The 26,222-nt window shown below is 35.7% G+C and carries 11 protein-coding genes; 7 read left to right on the forward strand and 4 right to left on the reverse strand.

Translation table 11 applies throughout. The features are described from left to right. From EV145_RS15310 to EV145_RS15325, 4 genes are all read left to right on the forward strand, one after another. Positions 1 to 2,367, forward strand: a 2,367-nt coding sequence (locus tag EV145_RS15310; RefSeq protein WP_133526077.1) for a T9SS sorting signal type C domain-containing protein, incomplete at its 5' end; no start/stop codon positions are given. A 202-nt stretch (positions 2,368 to 2,569) separates the two neighbouring features. Further along, positions 2,570 to 6,373, forward strand: a complete 3,804-nt coding sequence (locus EV145_RS15315) for a T9SS sorting signal type C domain-containing protein (RefSeq protein WP_243739271.1) — start codon at positions 2,570 to 2,572, stop codon at positions 6,371 to 6,373. 607 nt (positions 6,374 to 6,980) lie between these two features. After that, positions 6,981 to 12,335: a T9SS sorting signal type C domain-containing protein gene (locus tag EV145_RS15320; protein WP_166638469.1), complete on the forward strand. Its 5,355-nt coding sequence runs from the start codon at positions 6,981 to 6,983 to the stop codon at positions 12,333 to 12,335. Positions 12,336 to 12,807: 472 nt separating this feature from the next. Next, a complete protein-coding gene (locus EV145_RS15325; protein WP_133526080.1) occupies positions 12,808 to 16,557 on the forward strand; it encodes a T9SS sorting signal type C domain-containing protein in 3,750 nt (1,249 codons plus the stop codon). A 251-nt stretch (positions 16,558 to 16,808) separates the two neighbouring features. Here the strand turns inward: EV145_RS15325 and bioB are convergent, their stop codons facing one another. From bioB to EV145_RS15345, 3 genes are all read right to left on the reverse strand, one after another. Beyond that, the gene (gene bioB / locus EV145_RS15335; protein WP_133526081.1) at positions 16,809 to 17,897 is read right to left on the reverse strand and encodes a biotin synthase BioB; all 1,089 of its coding nucleotides are present in this window, start codon (positions 17,895 to 17,897) and stop codon (positions 16,809 to 16,811) included. Between the two features lie 172 nt (positions 17,898 to 18,069). Then, a complete protein-coding gene (locus EV145_RS15340; protein WP_133526082.1) occupies positions 18,070 to 18,507 on the reverse strand; it encodes a hypothetical protein in 438 nt (145 codons plus the stop codon). Between the two features lie 341 nt (positions 18,508 to 18,848). Beyond that, positions 18,849 to 19,778: a bifunctional riboflavin kinase/FAD synthetase gene (locus tag EV145_RS15345; RefSeq protein ID WP_133526083.1), complete on the reverse strand. Its 930-nt coding sequence runs from the start codon at positions 19,776 to 19,778 to the stop codon at positions 18,849 to 18,851. 195 nt (positions 19,779 to 19,973) lie between these two features. On the opposite strand from EV145_RS15345, the gene EV145_RS15350 reads away from it, so the two are divergent. After that, complete coding sequence (locus EV145_RS15350) at positions 19,974 to 22,646, forward strand: reprolysin-like metallopeptidase (protein WP_133526084.1); 2,673 nt, start codon at positions 19,974 to 19,976, stop codon at positions 22,644 to 22,646. Positions 22,647 to 22,720: 74 nt separating this feature from the next. Here EV145_RS15350 and EV145_RS15355 read toward each other — a convergent pair whose 3' ends face one another. Next, positions 22,721 to 23,341 (reverse strand): phosphoribosyltransferase family protein, encoded by a 621-nt coding sequence (locus EV145_RS15355; protein ID WP_133526279.1) that lies wholly within the window; start codon positions 23,339 to 23,341, stop codon positions 22,721 to 22,723. A gap of 161 nt (positions 23,342 to 23,502) precedes the next feature. On the opposite strand from EV145_RS15355, the gene EV145_RS15360 reads away from it, so the two are divergent. Both EV145_RS15360 and EV145_RS15365 read left to right on the forward strand, forming a co-directional pair. Further along, positions 23,503 to 25,044 carry a glycine--tRNA ligase gene (locus tag EV145_RS15360; RefSeq protein ID WP_133526085.1) on the forward strand — a complete coding sequence of 514 codons (1,542 nt, stop codon included), beginning with the start codon at positions 23,503 to 23,505 and terminating at the stop codon, positions 25,042 to 25,044. 254 nt (positions 25,045 to 25,298) lie between these two features. After that, positions 25,299 to 26,198, forward strand: a complete 900-nt coding sequence (locus EV145_RS15365) for a LytR/AlgR family response regulator transcription factor (protein ID WP_133526086.1) — start codon at positions 25,299 to 25,301, stop codon at positions 26,196 to 26,198. Positions 26,199 to 26,222 lie beyond the last annotated feature (24 nt).

Consider the following 26,222-nt stretch of genomic DNA (forward strand, 5'->3'; position numbering starts at 1 on the left):
TACGGCGGAACACCGGCAACAACAATCGGAAGCACGACTGATGCAAGCGGTGGCGATGCGCCTATAACGTATTCATGGAGATCTTCTGCCGACGGTTATACAGCTGACGTAGCAGGCGCTACACTTTCAACTTATACACCTCCGGCAGGACTTACTGCAACGACAAGCTACAGGCGTTATGCAAAAGATGGATCGTGCAGTACTACTGCAGCAGTTTCAATAGGCTCTTGGACAGTAACTGTAAACCCACTCCCAACCGTAAACCCAATCACAGGAGGAGCAACCTCAACTTGTGTTGGTTCATTAACTCCAGCCTTTACAAATACAACGCCTGGAGGAACATGGTCTATTGTAGATGGGACCGGTTCAGCAACTGTAAATGCAGGAGTTGTAACAGGAGTTACAGCAGGAAATGTAACAGTTGTGTATGCCGTGACAAGCGGAAGCTGTTCAAGCACTGCAACAATTCCTTTAATAATTAATCCAAATCATCCCGCACCAACTGCTGCAACACCATCACGACCAACTTGTTCTGCAGGAGCAAGTGTCGAATTAAGTGGTTTACCAGCTTCAGGAAATTTATTACAAAATGATGGTACAACAATAACAACAATTGCTTTCACATCAAGTACACATACTGTTACAGGATTAGTTCCAGGTACTTATAGATTTGCGGTTGATAACGGTTGCACGATAACATACTCAGCACCAGTTGTAGTAGTAGCAAATACTTATAGTGGTGGCACATGGACATATGGTGCTCCAACTTCAGATGACTATATTGATTTTGCAAGTGACTACACTGTAGCTGCAGATGTAACGTACTGCTCTGTTAGAGTAAGCAATAATGCAATTGTAACAGTAGATGGTAAAAAAACATTAACCGTTACAAATGGAGTACATGTTGTTGCTGGAAGTCAATTAATTTTTGAGGACAGCTCAAGTTTAATGCAGACTACTACAAACAAAACGATTAATACAGGAACTATTAAATATAAACGTAAAAGCACCAAAATACGTCAGGCCGATTATGTGTATTGGTCAACACCAGTTTATAATATGACTTTGGGAGCTGTTTCACCATTAACAGATCCTACAAAAATGTATGCTCATAATGGTTCTGGATGGATTTATAAACCAGGAAGTACTATTATGGTTGAGGGTAAAGGTTATATCATTCGTGGCCCGGAAGGAACTTCAAATACGGTACGAAATGATTTTGAGGCAACTTTTACAGGAACTCCTATAAATGGTAGTATTACAAGTGAGGTAATGACTGGTAATAAATTTTATTTAATTGGAAACCCTTATCCTTCAGCTTTATCTGCTGATGAACTTATAAGCAACAATTCAAATTTAACAGGAACACTATACTTTTGGACTCATAATGTTCCAGTAGTTTTAGGCGGTGCTTATCAGTATGGAGCAGATGATTATGCTGTTTATAATTTGAGCGGTGGTACAGGAGTTGGAACACCGGCAGGATCTGGAACTATTCCTAGTTCAGGAAACAACAATAGCGCGCCTACTGGTTTTATTGGAGCTGGACAAGGTTTCTTTGCTGGAATTAAGACTACAGGTACTATAAGTTTTACAAATGATATGCGAACTGGAGGTTTAGATATAAATGGACTACCACTAAACGGTCAATTCTACAAACCTGGGAAAAATTCGAAAGGAACATTGTTAGAGAAACACCGCATTTGGCTGAATATGACGAATACGGAAGGAGCTTTCAAACAACTTCTTGTGGCATATGTACAAGGAGCAAGCAATGCTTATGACGATCGATACGATGGAGAAAGTTTTGATGCTAATAAATATGTAGACTTTTATAGTATTAATGAAAATACCAAATTAGCAATTCAAGGACGTGGTTTGCCTTTTGCAGATACTGATACAGTTCCGTTAGGTTATCGTTCTGCAATTGCTGGAGATTTTACAATTTCGATCAATAATGTTGATGGTAATATGACGACTCAAAAAATTTATATTGAGGATAAATCTACTGGTAAGATTCATGATTTAACAGAAAGCAATTATACGTTTACTACAGCAATTGGAACTTTTACAGATCGTTTGGTTTTAAGATATACGAATAAATCTTTGGGAACAGGCGACTTCGAAAATATTGAAAAAGGTATTACGGTTTCAGTAAAAGATAAAGCGGTGAAAGTGGTTTCTTCAAACGAAGCCATCCAAGATGTTACGATTTTTGATGTCGCTGGAAAATTGCTTTATACTAAAAAGAAAGCAGGAACATCAGAATTGGTGATCTCAAATCTACAATCAAGCAATCAAGTTTTATTAGTTGATATAACGCTTGAAAACGGATATAAAACAACAAGAAAAATTATTTTTCAATAAATAAAAAATAGCTTTAATGCAAAAAAGCCATTTCTCAATCAGAGAAATGGCTTTTTTTATTGGCCTATAAATATCACTAAAAGTGGGTATTGTACAAATATAATCGAGTTCTTAAATTTCAGAAAATTCGCATATTATTAATTAATCTGATTTTTTGGCTTTGATTAGAAAATTACTTTACGCAGTCACTCTGACTGTATTTTTGGGAAATTTTGAATTTTATGGACAACAAGGGAAAGTTGATGTCACTTTTAATACCCTCGACGATGGTTCAATTGGAGATGGATTTGATAATTCTGTTCAGACTTTATCTTTGCAATCCGATCAAAATCTCATAGTTGGCGGTGAATATTTAAACCTTAACGGAATTCCATCTCCTTATTTGACCCGCTTAACGCCAGATGGTACTATAGATGAAAATTTTAATACAGGAAGTGGTTTCAATGGAAAAATTTATGCATCATATATACAGCCCGATGGCAAAATACTTGTAGGTGGTAGTTTTACCTCATACAACGGGATAAATGCAGGAAGACTCATTCGTTTAAATCCAAACGGCAGTATTGATACCTCATTTAATACTTCAATTGGAGCAACCACAGGAATAATCTATGATATTGCAATTCAGTCTGATGGAAAAATAATCATTGGCGGCAGTTTTACAAAATACAATAATAGCACAGCAAATTATGTAGCCCGAATTTTGACGAACGGATCTTTAGATGCTTCTTTTGTAGGTTCGGGGGCATCGACTATAAAAAATGTCAAAGTTTTGAATAATGACAAAATACTGCTGTCAGGAAACTTTACTGTTTTTAATGGTACACAAATCAATAGAATTCTTCGTTTAAATAATGATGGGCGAATTGATTTAACTTTTAATGTAGGAGAAGGTTTTGATAGTGAGGTCAGCACGATGACAGTGCAGTCAGACGGCAAAATTCTTCTAGGAGGAAAGTTTACTAGTTATAATGGCATCACAGCAAACAGAATTATTAGAATAATGCAAGACGGAAGTGTAGACACTTCTTTTTTTGTGGGTTCGGGTTTTAATTCTGGAGCTGTTTTAGCTTTTAAAACAGATTCCTTTGGGAATATAATGGTTGGCGGATCTTTTACAGGAAATTATAATGGAACCAGCGTTAATCGTGTTTGTTTATTAGACAGTTTCGGTCTTTTAAAAAACGATATTGATTTTGGATCGGGCCCGGCAACAGCTTCTGTTTTTGCATTAGAAACTGATGCTGAAGGAGCGTGGTATATTGGAGGTTCATTTTTGGTTTTTGACGGTTTAAACCAAGGAAGATTGGCTAAGATTAATTCAGATGGTGAATACGATACAGGATATTTGGCATCGGGAATTGGGCTTGATAATTCGGTTTATAAAATTTTGTCTTTGGAAGAAGGAAAATCAATGGTATTTGGCAATTTTAAAAAGTTTAATGGTGCTAGTGTTTCCAGAATTGCTAAGCTTTTGGAAGATGGTTCTTCTGATCCTGATTTTAATTTTGGACAAGTCGGTGCTAATAATTTAATTAAAGCAGCGGTTTTGCAGCCAGATGGAAAAATTGTTATAGGCGGAAATTTTACAAAGTACAATGAAACAATGATCAATCGAATAGTACGGATTTTACCAAACGGAGCAGTTGACCCCTCTTTTAATGTGACTTCTGGCTGTAATAGCCAAGTTTATGCAATGGCAATACAACCTGATGAAAAAATTATTGTTGCGGGTGGCTTTACTAAATATAATGATGTAAGTGCTGGCCGAATTGTACGGCTTATGCCTAATGGTTTGAGAGATACTAGTTTTAATTCTGGTGTTGGTGCCGATGCCATTATTGAAGCAATTTTATTGCAGCCTGACGGAAAAATTCTGGTTGCGGGACGATTTACTGCTTTTGATGGAATTCCTTTTCTCCGTTTAGTACGCTTAAATGCAAACGGAAGTATTGATCCAACATTTGCGATTGGAACTGGATTTAATAAAAACATATATGCATTGGCATTGCAGTCTGATCAAAAAATAATTGTTGGTGGCTCTTTTACCACTTTTAATGATGGAGCCCAGAAAAGAATTTTACGATTAAATGCAAACGGAAGTTTAGATGCCACATTTGAGTCAGGTTCTGGTTTTAGTAAAGGAGATGTGCGAAGTATTTTAATACAGGCAGATGATCGTATTTTAGCGGGCGGCACTTTTTCAGGAAGTTATAAAACTACTCCATCGTTGCGATTGATACGATTATTAAAAACAGGAAGTATTGATATGTCTTTTGATGCTCAGCTAAACAACAAATTATTTGCAATGAGTTTTTCGTCAGATTTTAAACTCTTGATTGGAGGAGATTTTAATTCGGTTTCTGGGATTTCTAAACACAGAATTGCCAGATTGAAACTTTGTTTAGAATCAACAATGTGGAATGGAAATTCTTGGTCAAATGGTTTTCCGTCAGGCGGAAAAGAATTATTTTTTAAAGAAGATTATCCAGAATTAACAACAGCTAATGTTTGCAGTTGTACTATTGATGTGGGCAAGAAAGTTACTTTATTGAGCGGAAATACACTGGGAATTGAGTTTTCATATTCTGGCTTAGGAACTTTAATTTTAGAAGATTCAGCAAATTTATATCAATCAGATGATGATATCATCAATACAGGAATTATTCATTTACAACGAAATTCATCACCTATTTTAAAATCAGATTATACGTATTGGTCTTCTCCTGTAAAGACTCAAAAATTGGTTGATGTTTCGCCTTCCTCAACCAAATATTATTCTTACGATCCTGTGGTACGGGTTTGGAATCAAGAAAATGGAACAAATATAATGTCACTTGGCAAGGGATATATTATTCAAGGACCAAAAGATTTCTCGGCAAATGTTCCAGCAAGTTATCAGGCAACTTTTAAAGGAATTCCGAATAATGGAAAAGTGAATGTTAATTTAAAGATTGGAAATGTGATTTTCAATTTAATAGGAAATCCGTACCCATGTACACTTGATGCTGATATTTTTTTGAGAGAAAACGAATCAAAAATAAAAGGGACCTTGTACTTCTGGACGCATAATACTCCTATTTCTAATAACAAATATTCATCTGATGATTATGCTGTTTACAATTTACTTGGTGGCGTTGGTACTCGAGGAAGTCTGGCTAATGGTGTAAACGAAAGTGTTCCTGATAAGACAATAGCGTCAGGACAAGCTTTTTTTGTTGGATGCAAAAATGCGGGTATGATTGAGTTTAATGACAAGATGAGAATGCAGCAAAGAAATTCTACCTTTTTCAAACCTAATAAAAACGGTAAAATTCAAAAAAATGAAATTGAAAAGCAAAGAATATGGCTGAACCTAACGAATGAAGAGGGTGTCTTTAAGCAAATATTAGTTGGATATATAGCTGGCGCTTCAAATTCATATGATGAGAATTATGATGCAGAATCTTTTAATGGCAATGAGTTTGCGAATTTTTATAGTCTTGCAGAAAATAAAAATTTGGTTATTCAGGGCAGAGCTTTTCCTTTCGATAAAACCGATTCTGTCCCGCTAGGTTATACAACCTCGATTAGCGGAGAATTTAATGTAAGCATTGACCATATCGACAGCCAATTTTCAGATTCAAATATCTATATACTCGATAAGGAAAAAGAAATATTGTATAACTTAAAAGAGGGTCCTTATAAATTTAAAACGGAGAAAGGAACTTTTGATAATAGGTTTGAATTGAAATATTTGGACAAGGAATTGAATTTTGATGAATTTGAAAATAATTCGAATGCTGTTTTTGTTTATATAAAAGACAAACTTATTCATATTGAAGCTCCGCAGAAATTTATTAAAGAAGCAACAGTTTTTGATCTTACAGGAAAAATTCTTTATAAAAGAACTAAAATAAATGCGTTTAATTTTTCTATTCCGAATCTAAATTCAAGAAATCAAGTTTTACTAGTAAAAGTTACTTTAGAAAATGATTTTTCAGTCGCTAAAAAAGTGGTTTTTTAAATAGTTTTTTTATTAAAAAATGATCTGTTTGTTTCTTCTCAAACAGATTTTTTTTTGCACTTTTTTTGCAGAATTTGAGTTGGCTAGACGTTTTTTTTGATGATTTTTTTTAAATCATCTCTGATTTTTAAAATTGTCAGGAAGATTCAAAAAAAACAACTTTTACTTATTCAGATGATTTGTAAAATTTAAAAGACCAGTAACATAAAAAAAAACAATTTGAGAGAAATTACTTAAAAAGCAGCGAATTAAAAATAATTTAAAATTATAAACGCTTGTTTTTTAGATAGTTGTTAAAAATTTGTAAATTGTTTAAGCATGTTTTCAAACTATTTGTGCGACAATTCTATAGTTAATTTTTGCACTTTGAATTGAAAACAAACATTTAATTAAAATTGCTTTTTACCGCCCCTCTTCTTCCTAAAATTAAATACTGCATGTTGACATTTAAATACCAAATTTAGGGAATAGAATTACTTTACTACGATTATTTTTTTTACTATCCAGGCCTTGTTGCTAGAATTCCTTCTAGATGTGGTATTTAGAATTGCAGAATAAATTTTCAGTTAAATCTGAATTTAATTTTTGTTATTTAAAAAGCTACAGTATGAAAAAAACATTACTTATTTTAGTATTAGTTTGCCTTCCTGTTTTTCTTTTGGCACAAACTACAGCAACATTTACATTAGGAGGTACACAAACATTTGTTAGCCCTGCAGGTGTCACAAATATCACCGTACAGGCATGGGGTGCCGGTGGTGCCGGCGGAAGTTCAACAAATCCGGGTTTTGGTGGTGCAAGAGGTGGATCTGGTGGAGGTGGTGGTGCTTTTGCTAGTACAGGTTTAACAATAACATCAGGAGAAACATTATCTGTTGTCGTTGGTATTGGCGGGAAAGGCGTTACGAGCGATAATGGAGGCGCAGGAGGATTTTCAGGAATAACTGGATATTCCATTTTAGCAGAAGGAGGAAAAGGAGGCTTATTAAATAATGGAAGTTTAGTTTTAGGTGGTGCAGCAGGCCTTGATGTAAATTCTACAGGAACAACCAGACTTTCGGGAAGTGCAGGAGGAAATGGAGAGTTCGGTTTTACAGATGATACAGGTTCAATTACTAGTTCTGGTGCTGGAGGAAATGGTGCAAATGGCGGTGGTCTTGGAGGAGTAGGCATTGGAACCGCTTTTACCTCTAGTGTTGGAAATGTTGGTGTAGCGCCTGGTGGAGGAGGAAGTGGCGGAAGATCTTCTTTTTTAGCTTCAGCCAGACGTGGCGGTGATGGTGGCGACGGAAAAGTAACTATTAGTTATAACTGTTATATATATAGTTTAACTAATACAACTGCAACAGCTGTAAATGTATGTTCAGGGACATCTTCTGAAATTACTTTGACAGGAAATTTGCCAATAGGACTTTATTCTGTTTCTTATGAAATTCAAGGTACAGCGCAGACTCCAGCATCAATGAAAGTCACTACGGCAGGAACTGGAAGTTTTATTGCCACCGGTTTTACCACTGTAGGAACAAGAACAATAAAAATTACAGCTTTATCATCAGGATCAAGTGCTTTAGCCTCAGAAAATTGCAGTTCACCTATGATCCAAAATAATACAGCAACAGTTACAGTAAATTCATCTGGCACGGCTCCAGTTGCTACTGCAGGAAGTAATGCGACCTGTACACAAATTACGGCAAATTGGCAGGCAGTTGCAGGTGCAACTTATTATGAGTTGGATGTATCAACAGTAAGTGATTTTGCTTCATTTGTAAGTGGATATAATGCACTTAACGTGGGTAATGTGCTATCAAAAGCTATTATAGGCATAGAAGGTACTACATATTATTATAGAATTCGAGCATATAATGGAACTTGTATAAGTTCAAGCTCCAACATTATTACTTATGCAACATTGACTACTCCTGCAACTCCAACTACAAATGTGAGTACAACTATTACTTGTGCGCAATTTACAGCAAATTGGAATTCAGTTCCAGGTGCGACAAGTTATATAATTGATGTTTCAACGGTGAATACCTTTGCGACTTTTGTTGCCGGTTATAATGCTTTAAATGTTGGGAATGTTTTAACAAAAGATATAACGGGATTATCCCCTAGTACAAATTATTATTACCGAGTTCGAGCAGTAAATAATTGTAGAGCTGGTGCTAATTCTTCTGTAAGAACTACTACGACGGTTTCAAACGTAGCTGGCATTCCGGCAGTATCTAATCCAGCAGCGGCGACAGGAAGGACATGTTCGCAATTTACTGCAAATTGGAGTAGTGCAGCAAGAGCAACAAGCTATAGTATTGAGGTTTCAACAGTTGGTGGAATGAATTTTGGAACCGGTATATTGGCTAATTATAATAATTTAAACGTTGGAAATGTTCTCTCTGTAAATATTATAGGCTTAACAGCTAACACACCTTATTATTATCGAGTAAAGTCTATTAATAGTTGTGGAACGACTGGTCCATCAGCAATACAATCTACTAGTACAACTACAGGAGGAACCGGTGCTCCGGCAGCTCCGATCGCGAGTGCAGGTACAGGACAAAATTGTTCACAAATTACTGCAAATTGGGCTTCTTCCCTAACTGCTACTAGTTATAGCATTGATGTTTCAACACAGCCATTGGCTACATTTAATAGTGGAATATTGCCAGGATATAATAATTTGAACGTGGGTAATGTACTAACAAAAGATGTAACAGGCTTGACAGCAGGCACATCATATTATTATAGAGTTCGTGCAACAAATAATTGTGGAACAGGTTCGGATTCAGCAGTAATAACTTATGCGACGGTCGCAGTGCCAACTAAGCCAACTATTACAGCAGATGGTGTTTTGACTATTTGTCAAACAGATGGTGTTAAACTTACATCCAGCTCTGCAACAGGAAATTTGTGGTCAACAGGCGAAGTTTCTCAGGAGATTTTTGTAACGGCATCTGGAAGTTATACAGTAAAAGTAACTGCTGCAGGTGGTTGCAGCAGTGTGACATCAGATCCGAAAGTGATTTCCATTGAAGGATTGCCAACAGCAACAGCAGGCGGTTCTACAACAATATGTTCCAATGGTTCAGCTAAGGTAACGGGTGCATCAGCTTCAAATGGAACTATTAAATGGACTTTTAGCGGTGGGTCGGGATCTCTTGATAGAGATGATATAGTTGATCCAACTTATACTCCCGTTCAGGGTGGTGTAGCTAGGACTGTTATTTTAACAATGACAGTCACCAGCAATAACACTTGCGCACCTCAAATTGCTACGGCAACTTATACAATAAATATTCAAGCGGCCCCTACTGTTTCTATTACGGGTTCTAAAATTATTTGTTCCAATGGTGCTGCGACTGTTGGTGCAGGAGAAGCGAATGTAGCAAATGGTACTGTTTTATGGACGCATGATGGGTTAGGAACGCTTTCGAATAATACAACTTTAACGCCAACTTATACTGCCGCAGCGGGAGATGCCGGAAAACAAGTCACGCTGACTTTGACAGTTACAGCTTCACCACCGTGTGCAACTGCATATACTGTTTCAGATATATATCCTATTGCTGTTCGGCCAGAAAACACAGTAACTACAGCTTCATCATCACCTGTTTTATGTGTTAATACCTTGATGCCAGATATAAGACATACAACAACTGGAGCAACTGGTATAGGAACTCCATTAGGTTTGCCATCTGGTGTTACAGCATTGTGGGCATCTAATACAATCACAATTAGCGGAACTCCCACAAATACGGGAACATTTAATTATAGCATTCCTTTAATCGGTGGTTGTGGCACTTATAATGCAACCGGAACTATAAGTGTAAATTTAAATACGGCTAGTACAGCATCTTCGTCTCCAATAGTTTGTAATCATACCGTAATGGCAAATATTACTCATGCAACAACAGGGGCAACTGGTATAGGCAGTCCGTCAGGTTTACCACCGGGAATAACGGTGGCATGGTCATCAAATACAATTACAATCAGCGGAACGCCTACAAATACAGGAACATTCAACTATACAATCCCTTTAACAGGTGGTTGTGGATCAGTAAATGCCATTGGAACAATAACGGTTAATCCTTTGCCAGTAACGCCTACTATTGGTACAATTGTTCATCCTACGTGCGTTCATCCAAAAGGAAGTATAGAATTAAATGGCTTGCTGACGGGAATTAATTGGATAATCACGCAGTCGGGCACAGTTTCGAATGTTTATAATACTTCCGATCCGGATTTTATAGTTCCTGATTTAATTCCAGGAAATTATACTTTTACTATTCATGAAGGTGTAAATTGTCCGTCTTTGGCAACAATTAATATCGAAATAAAGGCTCCAGTAACAAATGTCTATAGCAGTGGAAGTTGGTCTAATGGAACTCCTGTTGCTACCGATATACTTGAATTCGCAGCTGATTATGATTCGACAGGTGATTTGAGCGGCTGTTCTTGTAAGGTTAATGCCGGAAAAAAAGTTACTATTCATTCGGGTCATACTTTAACCATCGAAAATCAAGTTATTGTCGACTCAGGAAATGATGCAACTTTAATGTTTGAAAATGCGGCTAGTTTGATTCAAGTAAATAATGTGATTAACTCAGGTAATATTATTTACAAACGGAATACTTTTCCGATTCGTCAGGCCGATTATGTGTATTGGTCTACACCTGTAAGTCCACAAGCGATTATAGATGTTTCACCTTTAACTAAAATGGATAAATTATATAGCCATAATGGCTATAATTGGGTGGCAGAAGCACCTTCTAAGATCATGGTTGTTGGAAAGGGGTACATTATTCGTGGTCCTGAAAATTTCTCGAATACTATTAGAAGTAATTTTACAGCACTATTTATTGGGGTTCCTAATAATGGAAATATTTCAGGTGAAGCTGTAGTTGGAGGAAGATTCTTTTTAATAGGGAATCCATATCCATCTGCTTTAGATGCGGATGACTTTATAAATACTAATTCACCAGTTTTAGAAGGCACTCTTTATTTCTGGACGCATAATACTCCAGTAGTATTAGGAGGTGCGTATCAATATGGATCTGATGATTATGCGACTTATAATTTAACAGGAGGTGTAGGTACAGCTGCTGGGTCAGGTGATGATGCTGTGGGAAACAATGCAAGCGAACCAAGTGGTCAAATAGGGGCAGGACAATCTTTCTTTGCTAAAATTGCAACCTCTGGAAATATTGTTTTTGATAACACTATGAGAAATGGAGGTGCAGAGAATGGCCAATTTTATAAACCAAGTAAAGAATCAAAAACAAAAGCTATTGAAAAGCATCGAATCTGGCTAAGTATGACTAATTCTGGTGGAGCTTTTAAACAACTGCTGGTGGGTTATATTGAAGGTGCGAGTAATGAATACGACAATAAATTTGATGGCTTAAGCTTTGATGGAAATAAATACATTGACTTTTATAGCGTTATTAATGACAATAAATTGACAATTCAAGGACGTGCATTGCCTTTTAATGATATTGATTTTGTAAAACTGGGATATAGAAGTACTATTGATGGAGATTTTAAAATAGCTATCAGTAAAACAGATGGAAATATGAATATGCAACCTATTTATTTAGAAGATAAATTAACTGGAACTATTCATGATTTAAGAGAAGGCAATTATACATTTAAGACGGCTGCCGGAACTTTTACGGATCGTTTCGTATTGCGTTACACTAACAAATCTTTAGGAATTGGTGATGTTGAAAATACAGAAAGCAAGGTTTTAATAGCAGTAAAAGATAAAGTAATCAAAGTTAATTCAACTATTGAAACACTTGCTAAAGTTTATATTTTTGATGTTGCGGGAAAACTAATTTATGAGAAATCAAATATTGGAGAAAATGAACTTCAGATCTTAAATCTTCAATCATCTAATCAGGTGTTGCTTATAAAAGTGGCGCTAGAAAACGGAAGTTTAACAACTTCAAAAATTATCTTTTAAAAGAATATACCTTTTCGTTTTATGAAAAACCATTCCATTTCAGGAATGGTTTTTTGTTTTAGAATTGATTGTAAAATAGGTTTTAACATTCTTTTCTTCGTTTTTAAGTGATTCGAATAAACAGCTTACCGGTAATGTTAAAGTCTTTATTTTTAAGTTAAAATTTTTTAGGTATTGTAAAGAAAATCGTACCTTGTTGTTGTTTTAATTCGATAAACAACATAAAAGCCCGTCATACTGCAGATTTAATGACTTTTAAAGAAAACTAATCTAGTTTTTTATTTGCCAAAACGACCGATCATTATTTTTAGATACCTCACTTTGTAAGCAAATATAATTTTGCACGTCTATCTTAATTTGGTAAAAGTTATAGAACATTGTTTTTAAGTTCTGTATAGCTTTTAGGTATTTAAAATTGAAAATGATTCTCATATCCTCTGGAATCTTTTATTAATTTTTAAAATGCTGTCGTATGAAAAAATCTCTACTTCAAGTATCACTTTTTCAAATCTTGATTTTATTTTCAGATTATTTAAAACCACAAAAACAATCTACAGAAGGCAATAAGCTGCAATTGTGTCTTCTTTTAATATTCGTTTATAGTTCTTTATGGGCACAGCCTCCACATACTTATCCATCAGATAATACTTTGTTTGTTCCAGCAGGAGTTACTTCTATGGATGTTGAAGGCTGGGGTGCTGGAGGTTCGGGAGGAGCAGCAAGTGGTGCCATTTTGGATGGAAGAAGTGCTGGAGGTGGCGGCGGCGGTGCTTACGCAAAAGGGAAAATTACGGTTGTACCTGGAGCAACATTAAGTATACGAGTTGCTGGAATTCCTGCCACTGGCGCTTCGGGAGGAAACTCTACTATTTTAGGATTTGAGGGCATTTTTTTAGCAGCTGGAGGAAAAGCAGGAACTGCAAACAATTCTGGTGGAACTCCTGCAGGAGGTAAAGGCGGATTGGATACGGATTCATTTGGCTCAATTAAAAAAACTTCTGGAGTAGATGGAGGTTCTGGCAGTACTGGTCTTATTGGATTGTTGCAAGGTTCTGGTGCTGGTGGAAAAGGTGGTGATACCGGCGGTGGTGCCGGAGGCGCTGGTATTACAAGTGTCGCTTTAGTGAGTGCTCCCGGAAAACCTGGCTCACCTCCAGGCGGTGGTGGTAGTGGTGCAATGAATTCTTTATTGGGAGCACCGCAGGCTGGTGGAGCAGGTGCAGCTGGCCTGATTAATGTAAATTATATATGTCCTTCGTATGGTATTACTGGGGTATCGGCTTCTCCTGTTTGCAGTACATTAGGAAATACAACAATAACACTAACAGGATCTCAGACTTCTTTGCCAGTTGGGGTTTACTCAGTTACTTATAATTTGACTAATCCAGTAAGTAATGGATTAACGGTAGAAACGACAGTAACAACAGCCGGAACAGGAAGCTTTGTACTCTCAGGATTTACTACGGCTGGTACCAGAAATATTACAATAAGTAAATTAACTTCAGGAGCTTGTTTTGCCGATATCTCTTCTAATAATACTGCAAGCATTGTTGTTTCTTCCCCATCAGTTGGGGGAACAGTTGGAGGAGGAACAACTATTTGCAGCGGTTCAGCAAGCGGTGTTTTAACTTTAACCGGAAATACAGGTACCGTTTTAAATTGGGAATCTTCAGTTAACCCATTTTCTGTATGGACTCCCATTGCAAATACAGCAGCAACTTATACTTCTGGTCCATTAACGCAAACAACACAGTTTAGAGCTGTGGTGCAAAACGGCGCTTGTTCTTCAACAAGTTCTATAGCGGCAACCGTCACGGTTAATCAAATTCCGATACCCGCTTTTTCGGTTCAGCCTGGGGCTTCAGTTTGTATTAGTACTGATGTTACTTATACAACACAGCCAGGACAGACAAATTACGTTTGGTCAGTTCCTGGAACCGCGGGAATCGATTATAATATAATTTCTGGTGACATCTCATCTGCCAGTAGTACAGTGACTTTACAATGGGCGACTACAGGCAATAAAACAGTTACGGTTAAATACTCTTCCAATGGATGCCCTGCGGTTGCCAATGCGACTAATACGACATCGGTAATAAAAACGGAACGTGGTGTCGTGAATGGAGGTCTCCATATTTGTCAAGGAAATCCAAGTCCGTTGTTGACATTAAACAATTACGTTGGCACGATTGTCAGATGGGAATATGCCACTACAATACCGTATGTTTGGCAACCCATTAGTCATACCGGAGTTACCTATCAGCCTGGAATATTGACCGAAAGTACAAGTTACAGAGCTGTTGTAAAAAACGGAAGTTGTCCTGAAGATTTTGCAATCGAAACAAGAATTGATGTAGATCCCATTCCGGCCGCACCAAACATTTTTAGCTTTACGCAGCCGACTTGCACAACACCTACGGGAAGTATTACTTTAAATGGATTATCTGGCTCAGGAAATATTTTACAGTCTGATGGAACAGTGATCACGCCACGTGCTTATACAGGAACTTCGTTAACAATTTCAGGATTGCCTATTGGGAAATATAAATTTGCGATAGAAAATAGCTGTTCTGTAACGTATTCAGCTGAAATCACAATTCAATTAAATACTTGGAATGGAAGTTCATGGTCATACGGAACTACAGATCCTTCGTTTGATGATTTAATTGATTTTCAAGGAGATTATGATTTAAGTAAAGATATAAATGCCTGTTCCTGCACGATTAGTAATGATGCCGAAGTTACTATTCAGCACGGAAAGACCTTAAATTTAGTCAAAGGAGTTCATGTTAATTTGGGTAAATTAATTTTTGAAGATGGCGCAAGTTTATTGCAGGCAAGCCCAGACAATAATTTAAACACAGGCAATATTATTTATAAACGGAATACTTTTCCCATTCGCCAAGCCGATTATGTGTATTGGTCAACACCAGTAAGTCCTCAAGCGATTATAGATGTTTCACCTTTAACGAAAACAGATAAATTATATAGCCATAATGGCTATAATTGGGTAGCAGAAGCACCGTCTAAGATCATGGTTGTTGGAAAGGGATACATTATTCGCGGCCCTGAAAATTTCTCGAATACTATTAGAAGTAATTTTACAGCTTTGTTTATTGGAGTTCCCAATAACGGTAATATTACAGGTGAAAATGTAATTGCAGAAAGGTTCTTTTTAGTAGGAAATCCATATCCATCTGCTTTAAATGCAGACGATTTTATAAATATAAATGGCTCAATATTAGAGGGTACTCTTTATTTTTGGACGCATAATACGCCAGTGGTATTAGGAGGCGCTTATCAATATGGGTCTGATGATTATGCAACTTATAATTTAACAGGAGGTGTAGGCACGGCCGCTGGGTCAGGTGATGATGCTGTGGGAAATAATAATACTCCTCCAAGTGGAAATATTGGAGCTGGACAATCTTTTTTTGCAGGAGTAGCTGCATCTGGAACTCTCGTTTTTAATAATTCTATGCGAAGGGGGGGAGATGCAAATACACAATTTTTTAAAACAGATCAAAAATCTAAAAATATAGCTCTTGAAAGAAATAGGGTTTGGCTGAATATGACCAATACTGAGGGCGCGTATAAGCAATTGCTGGTTGGTTATATAGAAGGCGCAACAAATGAATACGACAGAAAATATGATGGCAATAGTTTCGACGGAAATAAATATCTGGATTTTTATAGTATTAATAACGATCATAAACTGGCAATCCAAGGTCGTGCTTTGCCTCTTAAGAATACAGATGCTGTTCCGTTAGGATACCGTACAACAATTGCTGGTGATTTTACGATTTCAATTTATCATGTTGATGGCGCACTAACTTTGACGCCTATTTATTTAGAAGATAAATTGACAAACAAATTACACAACCTTCGTACAGGGAATTATACATTTACCACGGAAGTCGGCACTTTTTCTGATCGATTCATACTTCGATATTCTGATAAATCGCTAGGGGTTGACGACGTTTCGAATGTAGAAAATAATGTTTGGGTTTCAATTAAATTCAAAGACATAAAAGTAATATCAAACAGAGAAGCAATTCGAGATGTTGTGGTCTTTGATCTTTCAGGAAAACTACTTTATGAGAAAAAAAATATTAACGCAACAGAATTGCAATTGCTGAATTTCCGCTCCACAAGTCAAGTTTTATTGGTAAAAGTGACTTTAGAGAATGGAAATACTACCACTAAAAAGATTGTATTTTGATTAACATAATAAATAGAAAAGCAGTTAAAGAATTTAAACTTTAACTGCTTTTCTATTTAAAAATCTTATTTAAGCACTCTTACGGAGATTGTCATGCGTATTTGTGATTGCTTTTCATTCTTATAATCAATCCATTTTTTTCCTTTGAATTTTCGCATCAAAATATTAGAATGTCGCATAACAAAAAATGCTTATAACTCAATGTTATAAGCATTTTAAAAATATTTATTCAGATAGTTGAACGGTATTAATTAAATTTTTGATTTAATCGAATGCTCAACATTTCGTTCAATTGTATGTCCTGGTCTTGTCCATTTTGGCTTTTCGCCTAGTGGAGCAAACTGAGAATCTTCTGCTTCAACCGTTTTTGGCTGTGAAACTTTTGTAAAAGGTTTTTGCGGATTTAATCCTAAAAGCTCAAACATTTTCATGTCTTCGTGCACATCAGGATTTGGCGTTGTAAGTAATTTGTCTCCAGCAAAAATTGAATTTGCTCCAGCAAAAAAGCACATTGCCTGACCTTCACGGCTCATATTTGTTCTTCCCGCAGATAAACGAACTTGAGTATCTGGCATTACAATTCTGGTTGTCGCAACCATACGAATCATTTCCCAAATTTCTACCGGTTTTTCATCTTCCATCGGAGTTCCTTCAACAGCAACTAATGCATTAATTGGCACTGATTCTGGCTGAGGATTTAAAGTTGAAAGCGCAACAAGCATTCCGGCTCTGTCTTCAATACTTTCTCCCATTCCAATAATACCACCGCTACAAACTGTTACATTTGTTTTACGAACGTTTTCTATAGTTTCTAAACGGTCTTCAAAAGCACGTGTCGAAATAACATCTTTATAATAATCTTCAGAAGTATCTAAATTATGGTTGTATGCATATAAACCAGCTTCTGCCAAACGTTGTGCTTGATTTTCAGTAATCATTCCCAGCGTACAGCAAACTTCCATGTCAAGTTTGTTAATGGTACGAACCATTTCTAAAACCTGATCAAATTCTTCGCCGTCTTTTACGTTTCTCCAAGCAGCTCCCATACAGACACGAGATGATCCACTTGATTTCGCACGTAAAGCTTGTGCTTTTACCTGGCTTACACTCATTAAATCATTTCCTTCAACACCAGTGTTGTAACGTGCCGCTTGTGGGCAGTAACCACAGTCTTCTGGACAGCCTCCGGTTTTTATTGATAATAAAGTCGATACCTGAACTACGTTAGGATCGTGATTTTGCCTGTGAATGGTTGCAGCTTCATACAGAAGATCCATTATTGGCTTATTATATATGGCGATGATTTCGTCTTTGGTCCAATTGTGTTTTGTAATGCTCATTGATACAATGTTTTTGAAGCTTCAAAAGTAGTTAAATTGTTCTAATCAACCAATGATGTACACGGTAAATGAATATTTGATAGCTATTTTCAAAAAAGAAACACTCTAAAATCATAAAAATGTATAATTCTATGATTTTAGAGTGCTAAATGTTACGATTTATTTTGAAATATTAATCGGCAGCATATTTGTTGTTCCAATACAGCATCATCATGAGAGTTACGATGACCGAAGAGGCAATTCCTTCAAAAAGTAAACATATGCAATAAGTTGGTACAGAGGGATTTCCTCCAAACATAAAGGTCTCTGATAAGGTTTTTACATAAGCATCTCCACCTCGTGCATAGCTATAAACTAGTAATCCGAAAACACTCATTGACACGCCAACTACTGAAGTTGCCATCGCAGAAACTGCATTCGACACAAAATTGGTTTCTCCTTCATGCAGGTTCATTTGCATAGTTCTGTTTACGCCATAAAAGATAAAAAAGACATTTAGCGTACGTAAATAGAACAAATCTGCAAGACCTAATACATTCATCAATAAAAAATAAATGCCTATTCCAAGGAAAATTAGAAACCCGTTGGTTATTTCTTTAGGTAATTTCATAGTGGTTATTTTTAAAGAAGTTAATAGTAAATATTTGAAAAACAGTGTTCTATATCAAATTTACTAAAAAAATAACTACGATGATTTAAATTTAGACAAAAGTTAAGTAGCAATGTATAGTCCCGATGGGGCATTTGTATGATAAGATTTTGTTTATTTCCAATATTTAGCTCCTAACGGAGTATATGTGATTGAGATTTATCCTGGTAGATTGTTTTATTTGTTGCAATATCTCGTAGAGATTACCTGTTGGTAGGAAATAATTAGAAAGAATAGTTTTGTCCCGTAGGGACTACAGGTAAACCGCGAAATAAATTCATATTGTTGTTGAAAAATATTTTCTAGAACTGAGAAATAAATGCCAAAGCATTTACTTTATCCTGATTTAATTGTGCTTTCAATAAATCAACCGAACCAAATTTCTGTTCTTCACGCAAATATTTCAGTAAAGAAACCTCAATTTTTTTCCCGTAAATGTCTTCATTAAAATCAAAAAGATGGACTTCAATTGTTTGCTTTTCACCGCTGACAGTTGGATTGAAACCAATATTCATCATTCCAAAAACTTCTTTTTGCTCTACAATTGCTTTTACAGCATAAACACCTGTTTTCGGAATTAATTTGTAATCTTCTTCGATTTGAATATTTGCTGTCGGAAAACCAATTGTTCTTCCTAATTGTCTTCCTTTTACAACTTCGCCTGTCAAAAAGTAATTGTATCCAAGATAATCATTGGCCAAAGCCATATTTCCTTCTTGAAGTGCTTTTCTGATTTTGGTTGAACTCACAGAAACATCTTGAATTTCCTGAGCTGAAATTTGCTCTACTTCAAAACCATATTCGGCTCCAAAAGCAATTAAATCATCAATATTAGCGGTTCTGTTTCTTCCAAAACGATGATCATGTCCAATAATTATTTTTTGAATCTGAAATTGATCTACTAAAATAGAATGAACAAATTCTTCTGCGGTTAATCTTGAAAAACTTTCGTTGAAAGGGTGAATTACAAGATTTTCAATTCCTGTTGCTTCTAAAAGTTTTGTTTTTTCGGCAATAGTGTTTAGAAGTTTTATTTCCGATTTCTCTTGTAAAACCATTCTTGGATGCGGAAAAAAAGTAAGCACTAAACTTTCATATTTGCCATTTTCGGTATTCTGAGTAATTCTTTCCAGAATTTTTTTATGACCAATATGCACGCCGTCAAAGGTGCCAAGTGTTAGTATTGTCTTCTTGGTCGAATGGAAATCGTTTATAGAATGAAAAAGATTCAAAACAAATAATTTAAGATGCTGCAAATTTATACTATCTATTTTGAATTTGATGCCAAGGCGAATTGATTTTTTTGAAAGAAGATCGTTTCTTTTTGTGAAAATACGCCAACTCGTCGACTAAAAAACGTTAAATGTCGTTTATATGTAAGAATTTAATTTAATTGACTTAATTTTGATTTATCAACGCCGCCAAATATGAAAAAACTTTTACTCTCTTTATTTTTTATTGTTTTCTGTACTGTTTTAAAAGCCCAAAACACTGATTTGTGGCAAAAAAGCAGTGCAAATTCTCTTTTGAATAAAAGAATAAATGCATCAGATTCGGAAAAATTATATTATAAATTAAATGCACAACTACTTCAAATAAAGTTGGCATCGGCTACAGGAAAAGGATCAAAAAATAACAATGTCGAAATAACAATTCCTAATTCTTCGGGAATTTTAGAGCGTTTCATCGTTTGGGAATCTTCTAATTTTGAGGCTGAACTTCAAGCTAAATATCCTGAAATAAGAGCTTATGAAGGAAGCGGTGTAGATGATAAAACTGCCAAAATACATTTCAGCGTTTCTCCACTTGGGCTTCAGACGATGGTTTTTCGTTCTGATAAATCGACTGAATTTATTGAGGAAAATCCAGATGATAAAACAGAATATGTCTTATTTTCAAAAAACACGTCGGCTTCAAAAAGACTTATTTGTAAAACTGATGATGCGATTTTGAGTAAAAGTAGTACTGGAAAAACGACGAATGCAGCATCAAGCGCTAAAGTTTTTAAAACAATGCGTCTGGCTTTGTCATGTACAGCGGAATATACTGCTTTTTTTGGCGGAACAAAAGCATTGGCACTTGCTGGAATGAATAATACACTGACTCGAGTAAATGGCGTTTTTAATAAAGATCTGGCTGTAAAATTAGTTTTGATTGATAATAATGATGCTGTAATTTATACTGATGCTACTTTAGATCCCTATTCAAATGCTTCTACAGGTGCTGATGGCGCATGGAATCAAGAAGTCCAAACTACTTTGACAAATGTAATTGGGAATGCCAATTATGATATTGGACATTTATTTGGCGCTTCTGGCGGAGGCGGTAATGCCGGATGTATCGGCTGTGTCTGTACAAATCCAACAACGAATGTTCCTTTAGGAAAAGGTAGTGCGTACACATCGCCTTCAGATGCTAAACCGCAGGGAGATACTTTTGATATTGATTTTGTGGCGCATGAATTCGGGCATCAATTAGGTGCAAATCATACTTTTTCTTATGATTCTGAAGAAAGAACAAACGTAAACGTTGAGCCTGGAAGCGGTTCTACAATTATGGCTTATGCAGGAGTAACGGGTGATTATGATATTCAAGATACTTCAGATGATTATTTTGCTTATGTAAGTATCAGACAAATTCAGAATACGTTGGCTAATAAAACCTGTCCGGTAAATACCGCAATTACAAATAATCCGCCGGTTGTTAGTGCGGGTAATGATTTTACAATCCCAATAAGTACCGCTTTTATTCTAACAGGAACAGGCTCTGATGCTGAAGGAGATTCAGTTACTTATAATTGGGAAGAAAACGACAACGCAACTACAACTTCCGGAAGTACAAGTATAGCGTATTCAACAAAACCAGACGGACCGTTGTTTCGTTCTGTAATTCCAAGTGCTAGCACAGTTCGATATATGCCAAGTTACAATTATGTTCTTCAAAACAGGCTTACCACAACTTGGGAATCTGTCTCGTCAATTGCACGAACACTACATTTTACATTGACAGGACGTGATAATGCAGCTCAAGGCGCAGCGCAGACATTTACTGATGATATGGTTGTAAATGTTGTTTCAACAGCCGGACCTTTTGCAGTAACTTCGCATACCAATGATAATGTAAGCTGGTGGCAGGGATTGAGTGAAACGGTGACTTGGAGTGTAAATAATACAAATTCGCTTGCGGGTGCTTCAGCAGTAAATATTAAGTTATCTACTGATGGAGGCGTTACATTTCCTATAATTTTGGCTTCGAATACAGCAAATGACGGTACTGAGACTATTGTACTTCCTACAAGTGTTCCTTCGTCTAAAAACTGCAGAATTCTGATTGAACCAACAGGGAATATTTTCTATGCAATAAACAGCAAACCATTTGCAGTTGGTTATACTTCGAACCCATCTTGTGATACTTATAGTTTTGGAAGTTCATTTTCAATTCCTAATACAACCACTTTTGTTACAAGAACTGTTACTGTTCCAGCATCTGAAGCAACAGTTACAGATGTAAACGTTTCTGTCAATATAACACACGATAAATTTTCTGATATAGAACTTCAGATAGTAAGTCCTGCTGGAACTATTGTCCGATTGTTCAATAAAAACTGCGGATCGACAAAATCTACTTTAGCAATGCAGTTTGATGATTCAGGCGCTGCTTTAGATTGTGCTAGAACGACTGAGCAAATTGTCTTGCCGGTTGATGTTTTGAGTGCTTTCAATGGTGAAAGTACGCAAGGAACTTGGACTCTTAGAGTTAGAGATGCTGTGGTTGGGAACTTCGGAACATTAAATTCGGCTTCAATTACTATTTGCGGTCAGACTTATACGCTGGGAACACCTAATTTTGATACTATTGACTTTAGTCTTTATCCAAATCCAAATAAAGGAAATTTTACAATTAAGTTTCAAAGTGAGTCAGCAACGGGTGTAAAAGTTTTTGTTCACGATATTTTAGGCAAAACGGTTTATTCAAAAACTTTTGAGAGCACATCAAATTTTGATCAAAATATCCAGCTTCCAAACGCCGTTTCGGGAGTTTATCTGGTTACTGTTATTGATGGAGAAAGAAGAACAGTTAAAAAGCTCATTATAAATTAAAATCCAAGTCAGAAAAACAAAATTCAAATTCCAAATTCCAAAAACCAACAAATTGGAATTTGGAATTTTCTTTTTTATGAGTTCGCCATAGCCATGCACACAATACTGATTTTTGCTCCCGGAATTTTTAGTAACGCTTTCGCACACGCTTCCAGTGTTGATCCCGTTGTCAAAACATCATCAACAATTAAAAAGTGTTTGTTGTGGTTTTCTTCAGAGAATTTGACGTCAAAAATGTTTTCAATATTTTCAGAACGGCCAAGAAGATTCTTTTTTGACTGTGTTTTCGAATATTTTTTTCGGTATAAAACAGAATCGTTAAAAGTGAGATGTAGTCCTTCCGAAATTGCTTTGGCAAAAGTAGTAACCTGATTATAACCGCGTTCTTTGAATTTTTTAGGATGAAGCGGTACAGGAATAATAACTTCGAAAGGATTTTTTAATCGAAGTTCTTTTAAATCGTCTGCATACCAATTTCCAAGAACTGTCCCAATTTCTTCATGTCCTTTGTATTTTAAGTTATGAATCAGTTCCTGAACAATTCCTTTTTTGATAAAATACAATAAAGCCGATACGTGCTCAATTTCAACTTTTCCGTAAAATTTTTTTACAGCTTCGTTTTCAGAATCGAGATGATATTGCGTCAGAGGTAATTCGTGACGGCAATTGGTGCATAAAACAGTTTCATTAGTCATTAAAACAGCGTGGCATCCAGAGCAAACTTTCGGGAAAAAGAGATTTATTATAGAATTAAACACATATAGAAAGAATTTAGTTACAAAACTAACGAAATTCAAACTTCAATCTTTATTATTTTTCTTTTTTTTAAAAGGACTTTTTATATTTTTGCATCACTATGGCAAAACAAGAAGATTTATTTAAGAATGTGGTTTCGCACGCAAAAGAGTACGGATTTATTTTTCCGTCAAGCGAAGTATACGATGGATTGAGTGCAGTGTATGATTATGCACAAAATGGTGTCGAGTTAAAAAAGAATATTCGTGAATATTGGTGGAAATCAATGGTTCAGATGAATGAAAATATTGTTGGTTTAGATGCAGCGATATTAATGCACCCAACGACCTGGAAAGCTTCGGGCCACGTTGATGCATTCAATGATCCTTTGATTGATAATAAAGATTCTAAAAAAAGATATAGAGCTGACGTTTTAGTAGAAGATTTTGCTGAAAAAATTAATCTGAAAGCTAAAAAAGAAATCGAAAAAGCAAAAGCTCGTTTTGGCGATGCATTCAATGAAGAAGAATTTGTAACTACAAATGCTCGTGTAATTGAATATTTGGCTAAAGAAAGAGAAATCAGAGAGCGTTTAGGACGTTCTTTGGGCAATGGAGATTTAGAAGATGTAAAAGCTTTGATCGAAGAGCTTGAAATTGCTGATCCTGAAACGGGTTCTAGAAACTGGACAGATGTTAAGCAATTCAACTTAATGTTTGGAACTAAATTAGGAGCTTCTGCAGAATCTGCGATGGATCTTTATTTACGTCCAGAAACAGCTCAAGGTATTTTTGTGAACTTTTTAAATGTTCAGAAATCTGGTCGTATGAAAGTTCCGTTTGGAATTGCTCAAACCGGAAAAGCGTTTAGAAACGAAATTGTTGCAAGACAGTTTATTTTCCGTATGCGTGAATTCGAACAAATGGAAATGCAGTTTTTCGTGCGTCCGGGAGAAGAAATGCAATGGTATGAGCACTGGAAAACAACACGTTTAAACTGGCATTTATCTTTAGGATTAGGAAAAGAGAACTATCGTTTTCATGATCACGAAAAATTAGCGCATTACGCTAATGCAGCGGCAGATATTGAATTCAACTTCCCATTTGGTTTCAAAGAATTAGAAGGAATTCACTCTCGTACTGATTTTGACTTAAAAGCACACGAACAATATTCAGGAAGAAAACTGCAATATTTTGATCCTGAATTAAATGAAAACTACGTGCCATACGTAGTGGAAACTTCAGTTGGTTTAGATCGTATGTTTTTAGCTGTTTTTGCAACATCGTTGCAAGAAGAAACTTTAGAGGATGGTTCATCAAGAACAGTGCTTAAATTGCCTGCAGTTTTAGCGCCAACAAAGGCAGCAGTATTGCCATTAATAAAGAGAGATGGTTTACCAGAAGTTTCTAAAAAAATCATCGAAGATTTAAAATGGGATTTCAATGTTGCTTATGATGAAAAAGATGCAGTTGGACGCCGTTATAGAAGACAAGATGCTCTAGGAACACCATTTTGTATCACTGTTGATCACCAAACATTAGAAGACGAAACAGTAACTATTCGTCATAGAGATACAATGAAACAAGATCGCGTTAAAATTTCTGAATTGAGAGCGATTATTGAAAATGAAGTTTCGATGAAAAACTGGTTGATGAAAATGTAATTTTCTCAATTAAAATTATATAAATCCCAAATTCCTTCTTAGGAGTTTGGGATTTTTTTAATTTTGAAAAATGCATTTCGTCGAACTTTTATGCATTTCATCTTTATGTATTAACATTTTGGTGTAATGTGTTAACAATGAATTATTTGCGTAAATTAATTGTGTAAATTTAATTGCACATCATACGCGAAAATTAGAAAGTGAATCGGGTACTTAAAATACTTTGATTCATTTAAAAATTATTTAAAACAAAATTGAGAAAATATTCCTACATTATAATTGACAATGACGCTGAAAGTGTTTTGAAAACCAGAATCGTTGCAGAAGGTTTTTCGGAATTAACTTTTATAGCATCGGCGACGAATTATCAGCAGGGATTAAATTTGGTTTTAGAGCACAGGCCGTACTTTATTTTTCTAGAAATCGATCCTCAAGACAGCGCAAGTAATTTATCACTCGCTTTCATTGGCGAATTGTATCGATTTTTATCTGTGATACCAAAAATTATTATTACGACTGTCACAAAAGAGTTGGCTTTTGATGCCATTCAGTATGGCGTTTTTGATTATATCTTAAAACCTTTGACTCATGTCGATCTTGTAAAAACACTTTTGAAGCTCGAAAAAGTGCTTTTTGAGTCAAAAGAACAAAAAACTTCTGTAAGTGAATCATCGGTCGCTATTTTAGAAGAAAACGTGTCAGAGGTCAAAATAACACCTTTCATAGAGGAGAAGGAACAAATTGAGGCTAAAGAAGAAGCACCAGTTATAATTCAAGAAGTACAAATACAACAAATTCCAGAGAAACCACTTATTCTTTGTATTAAGTCATATGGCGATTATCGTTACATGAATGCGGCTGATATCTGCTATTTTCAAGCCGATAATAATTCCACTGATATTTATTTAAATTCGGGCGAAATGGTTACCGCTTTTAAAACTTTAAAGCATTTTGAAAGTATTTTAGTACATCCTTTTATCCGAATTCATAATAGCTACATCATCAATCAAAACTACATTTCGAGAATTCATAACGGAAACTCAGTTTGTTACATTAAAAATTCTACTAAAAAGATCCCTTTTTCCAAAACTTACAAAGCAAATGTCGATTTAATCATTGCTAATTTTTCTGCGGGTAATTACATAGAGATCTAAAAACTAGATAATTACACGAATTTG

Source organism: Flavobacterium sp. 245 (assembly GCF_004362055.1).
GTDB lineage: Bacteria > Bacteroidota > Bacteroidia > Flavobacteriales > Flavobacteriaceae > Flavobacterium.

Excerpts from the sequence above, each read along its gene's own strand:
- EV145_RS15320 (WP_166638469.1), top strand. The coding sequence starts at position 6,981 with ATGAAAAAAACATTACTTATTTTAGTATTAGTTTGCCTTCCTGTTTTT.
- EV145_RS15325 (WP_133526080.1), top strand. The coding sequence starts at position 12,808 with ATGAAAAAATCTCTACTTCAAGTATCACTTTTTCAAATCTTGATTTTA.
- bioB (WP_133526081.1), bottom strand. The coding sequence starts at position 17,897 with ATGAGCATTACAAAACACAATTGGACCAAAGACGAAATCATCGCCATA.
- EV145_RS15340 (WP_133526082.1), bottom strand. The coding sequence starts at position 18,507 with ATGAAATTACCTAAAGAAATAACCAACGGGTTTCTAATTTTCCTTGGA.
- EV145_RS15350 (WP_133526084.1), top strand. The coding sequence starts at position 19,974 with ATGAAAAAACTTTTACTCTCTTTATTTTTTATTGTTTTCTGTACTGTT.
- EV145_RS15355 (WP_133526279.1), bottom strand. The coding sequence starts at position 23,341 with ATGACTAATGAAACTGTTTTATGCACCAATTGCCGTCACGAATTACCT.
- EV145_RS15360 (WP_133526085.1), top strand. The coding sequence starts at position 23,503 with ATGGCAAAACAAGAAGATTTATTTAAGAATGTGGTTTCGCACGCAAAA.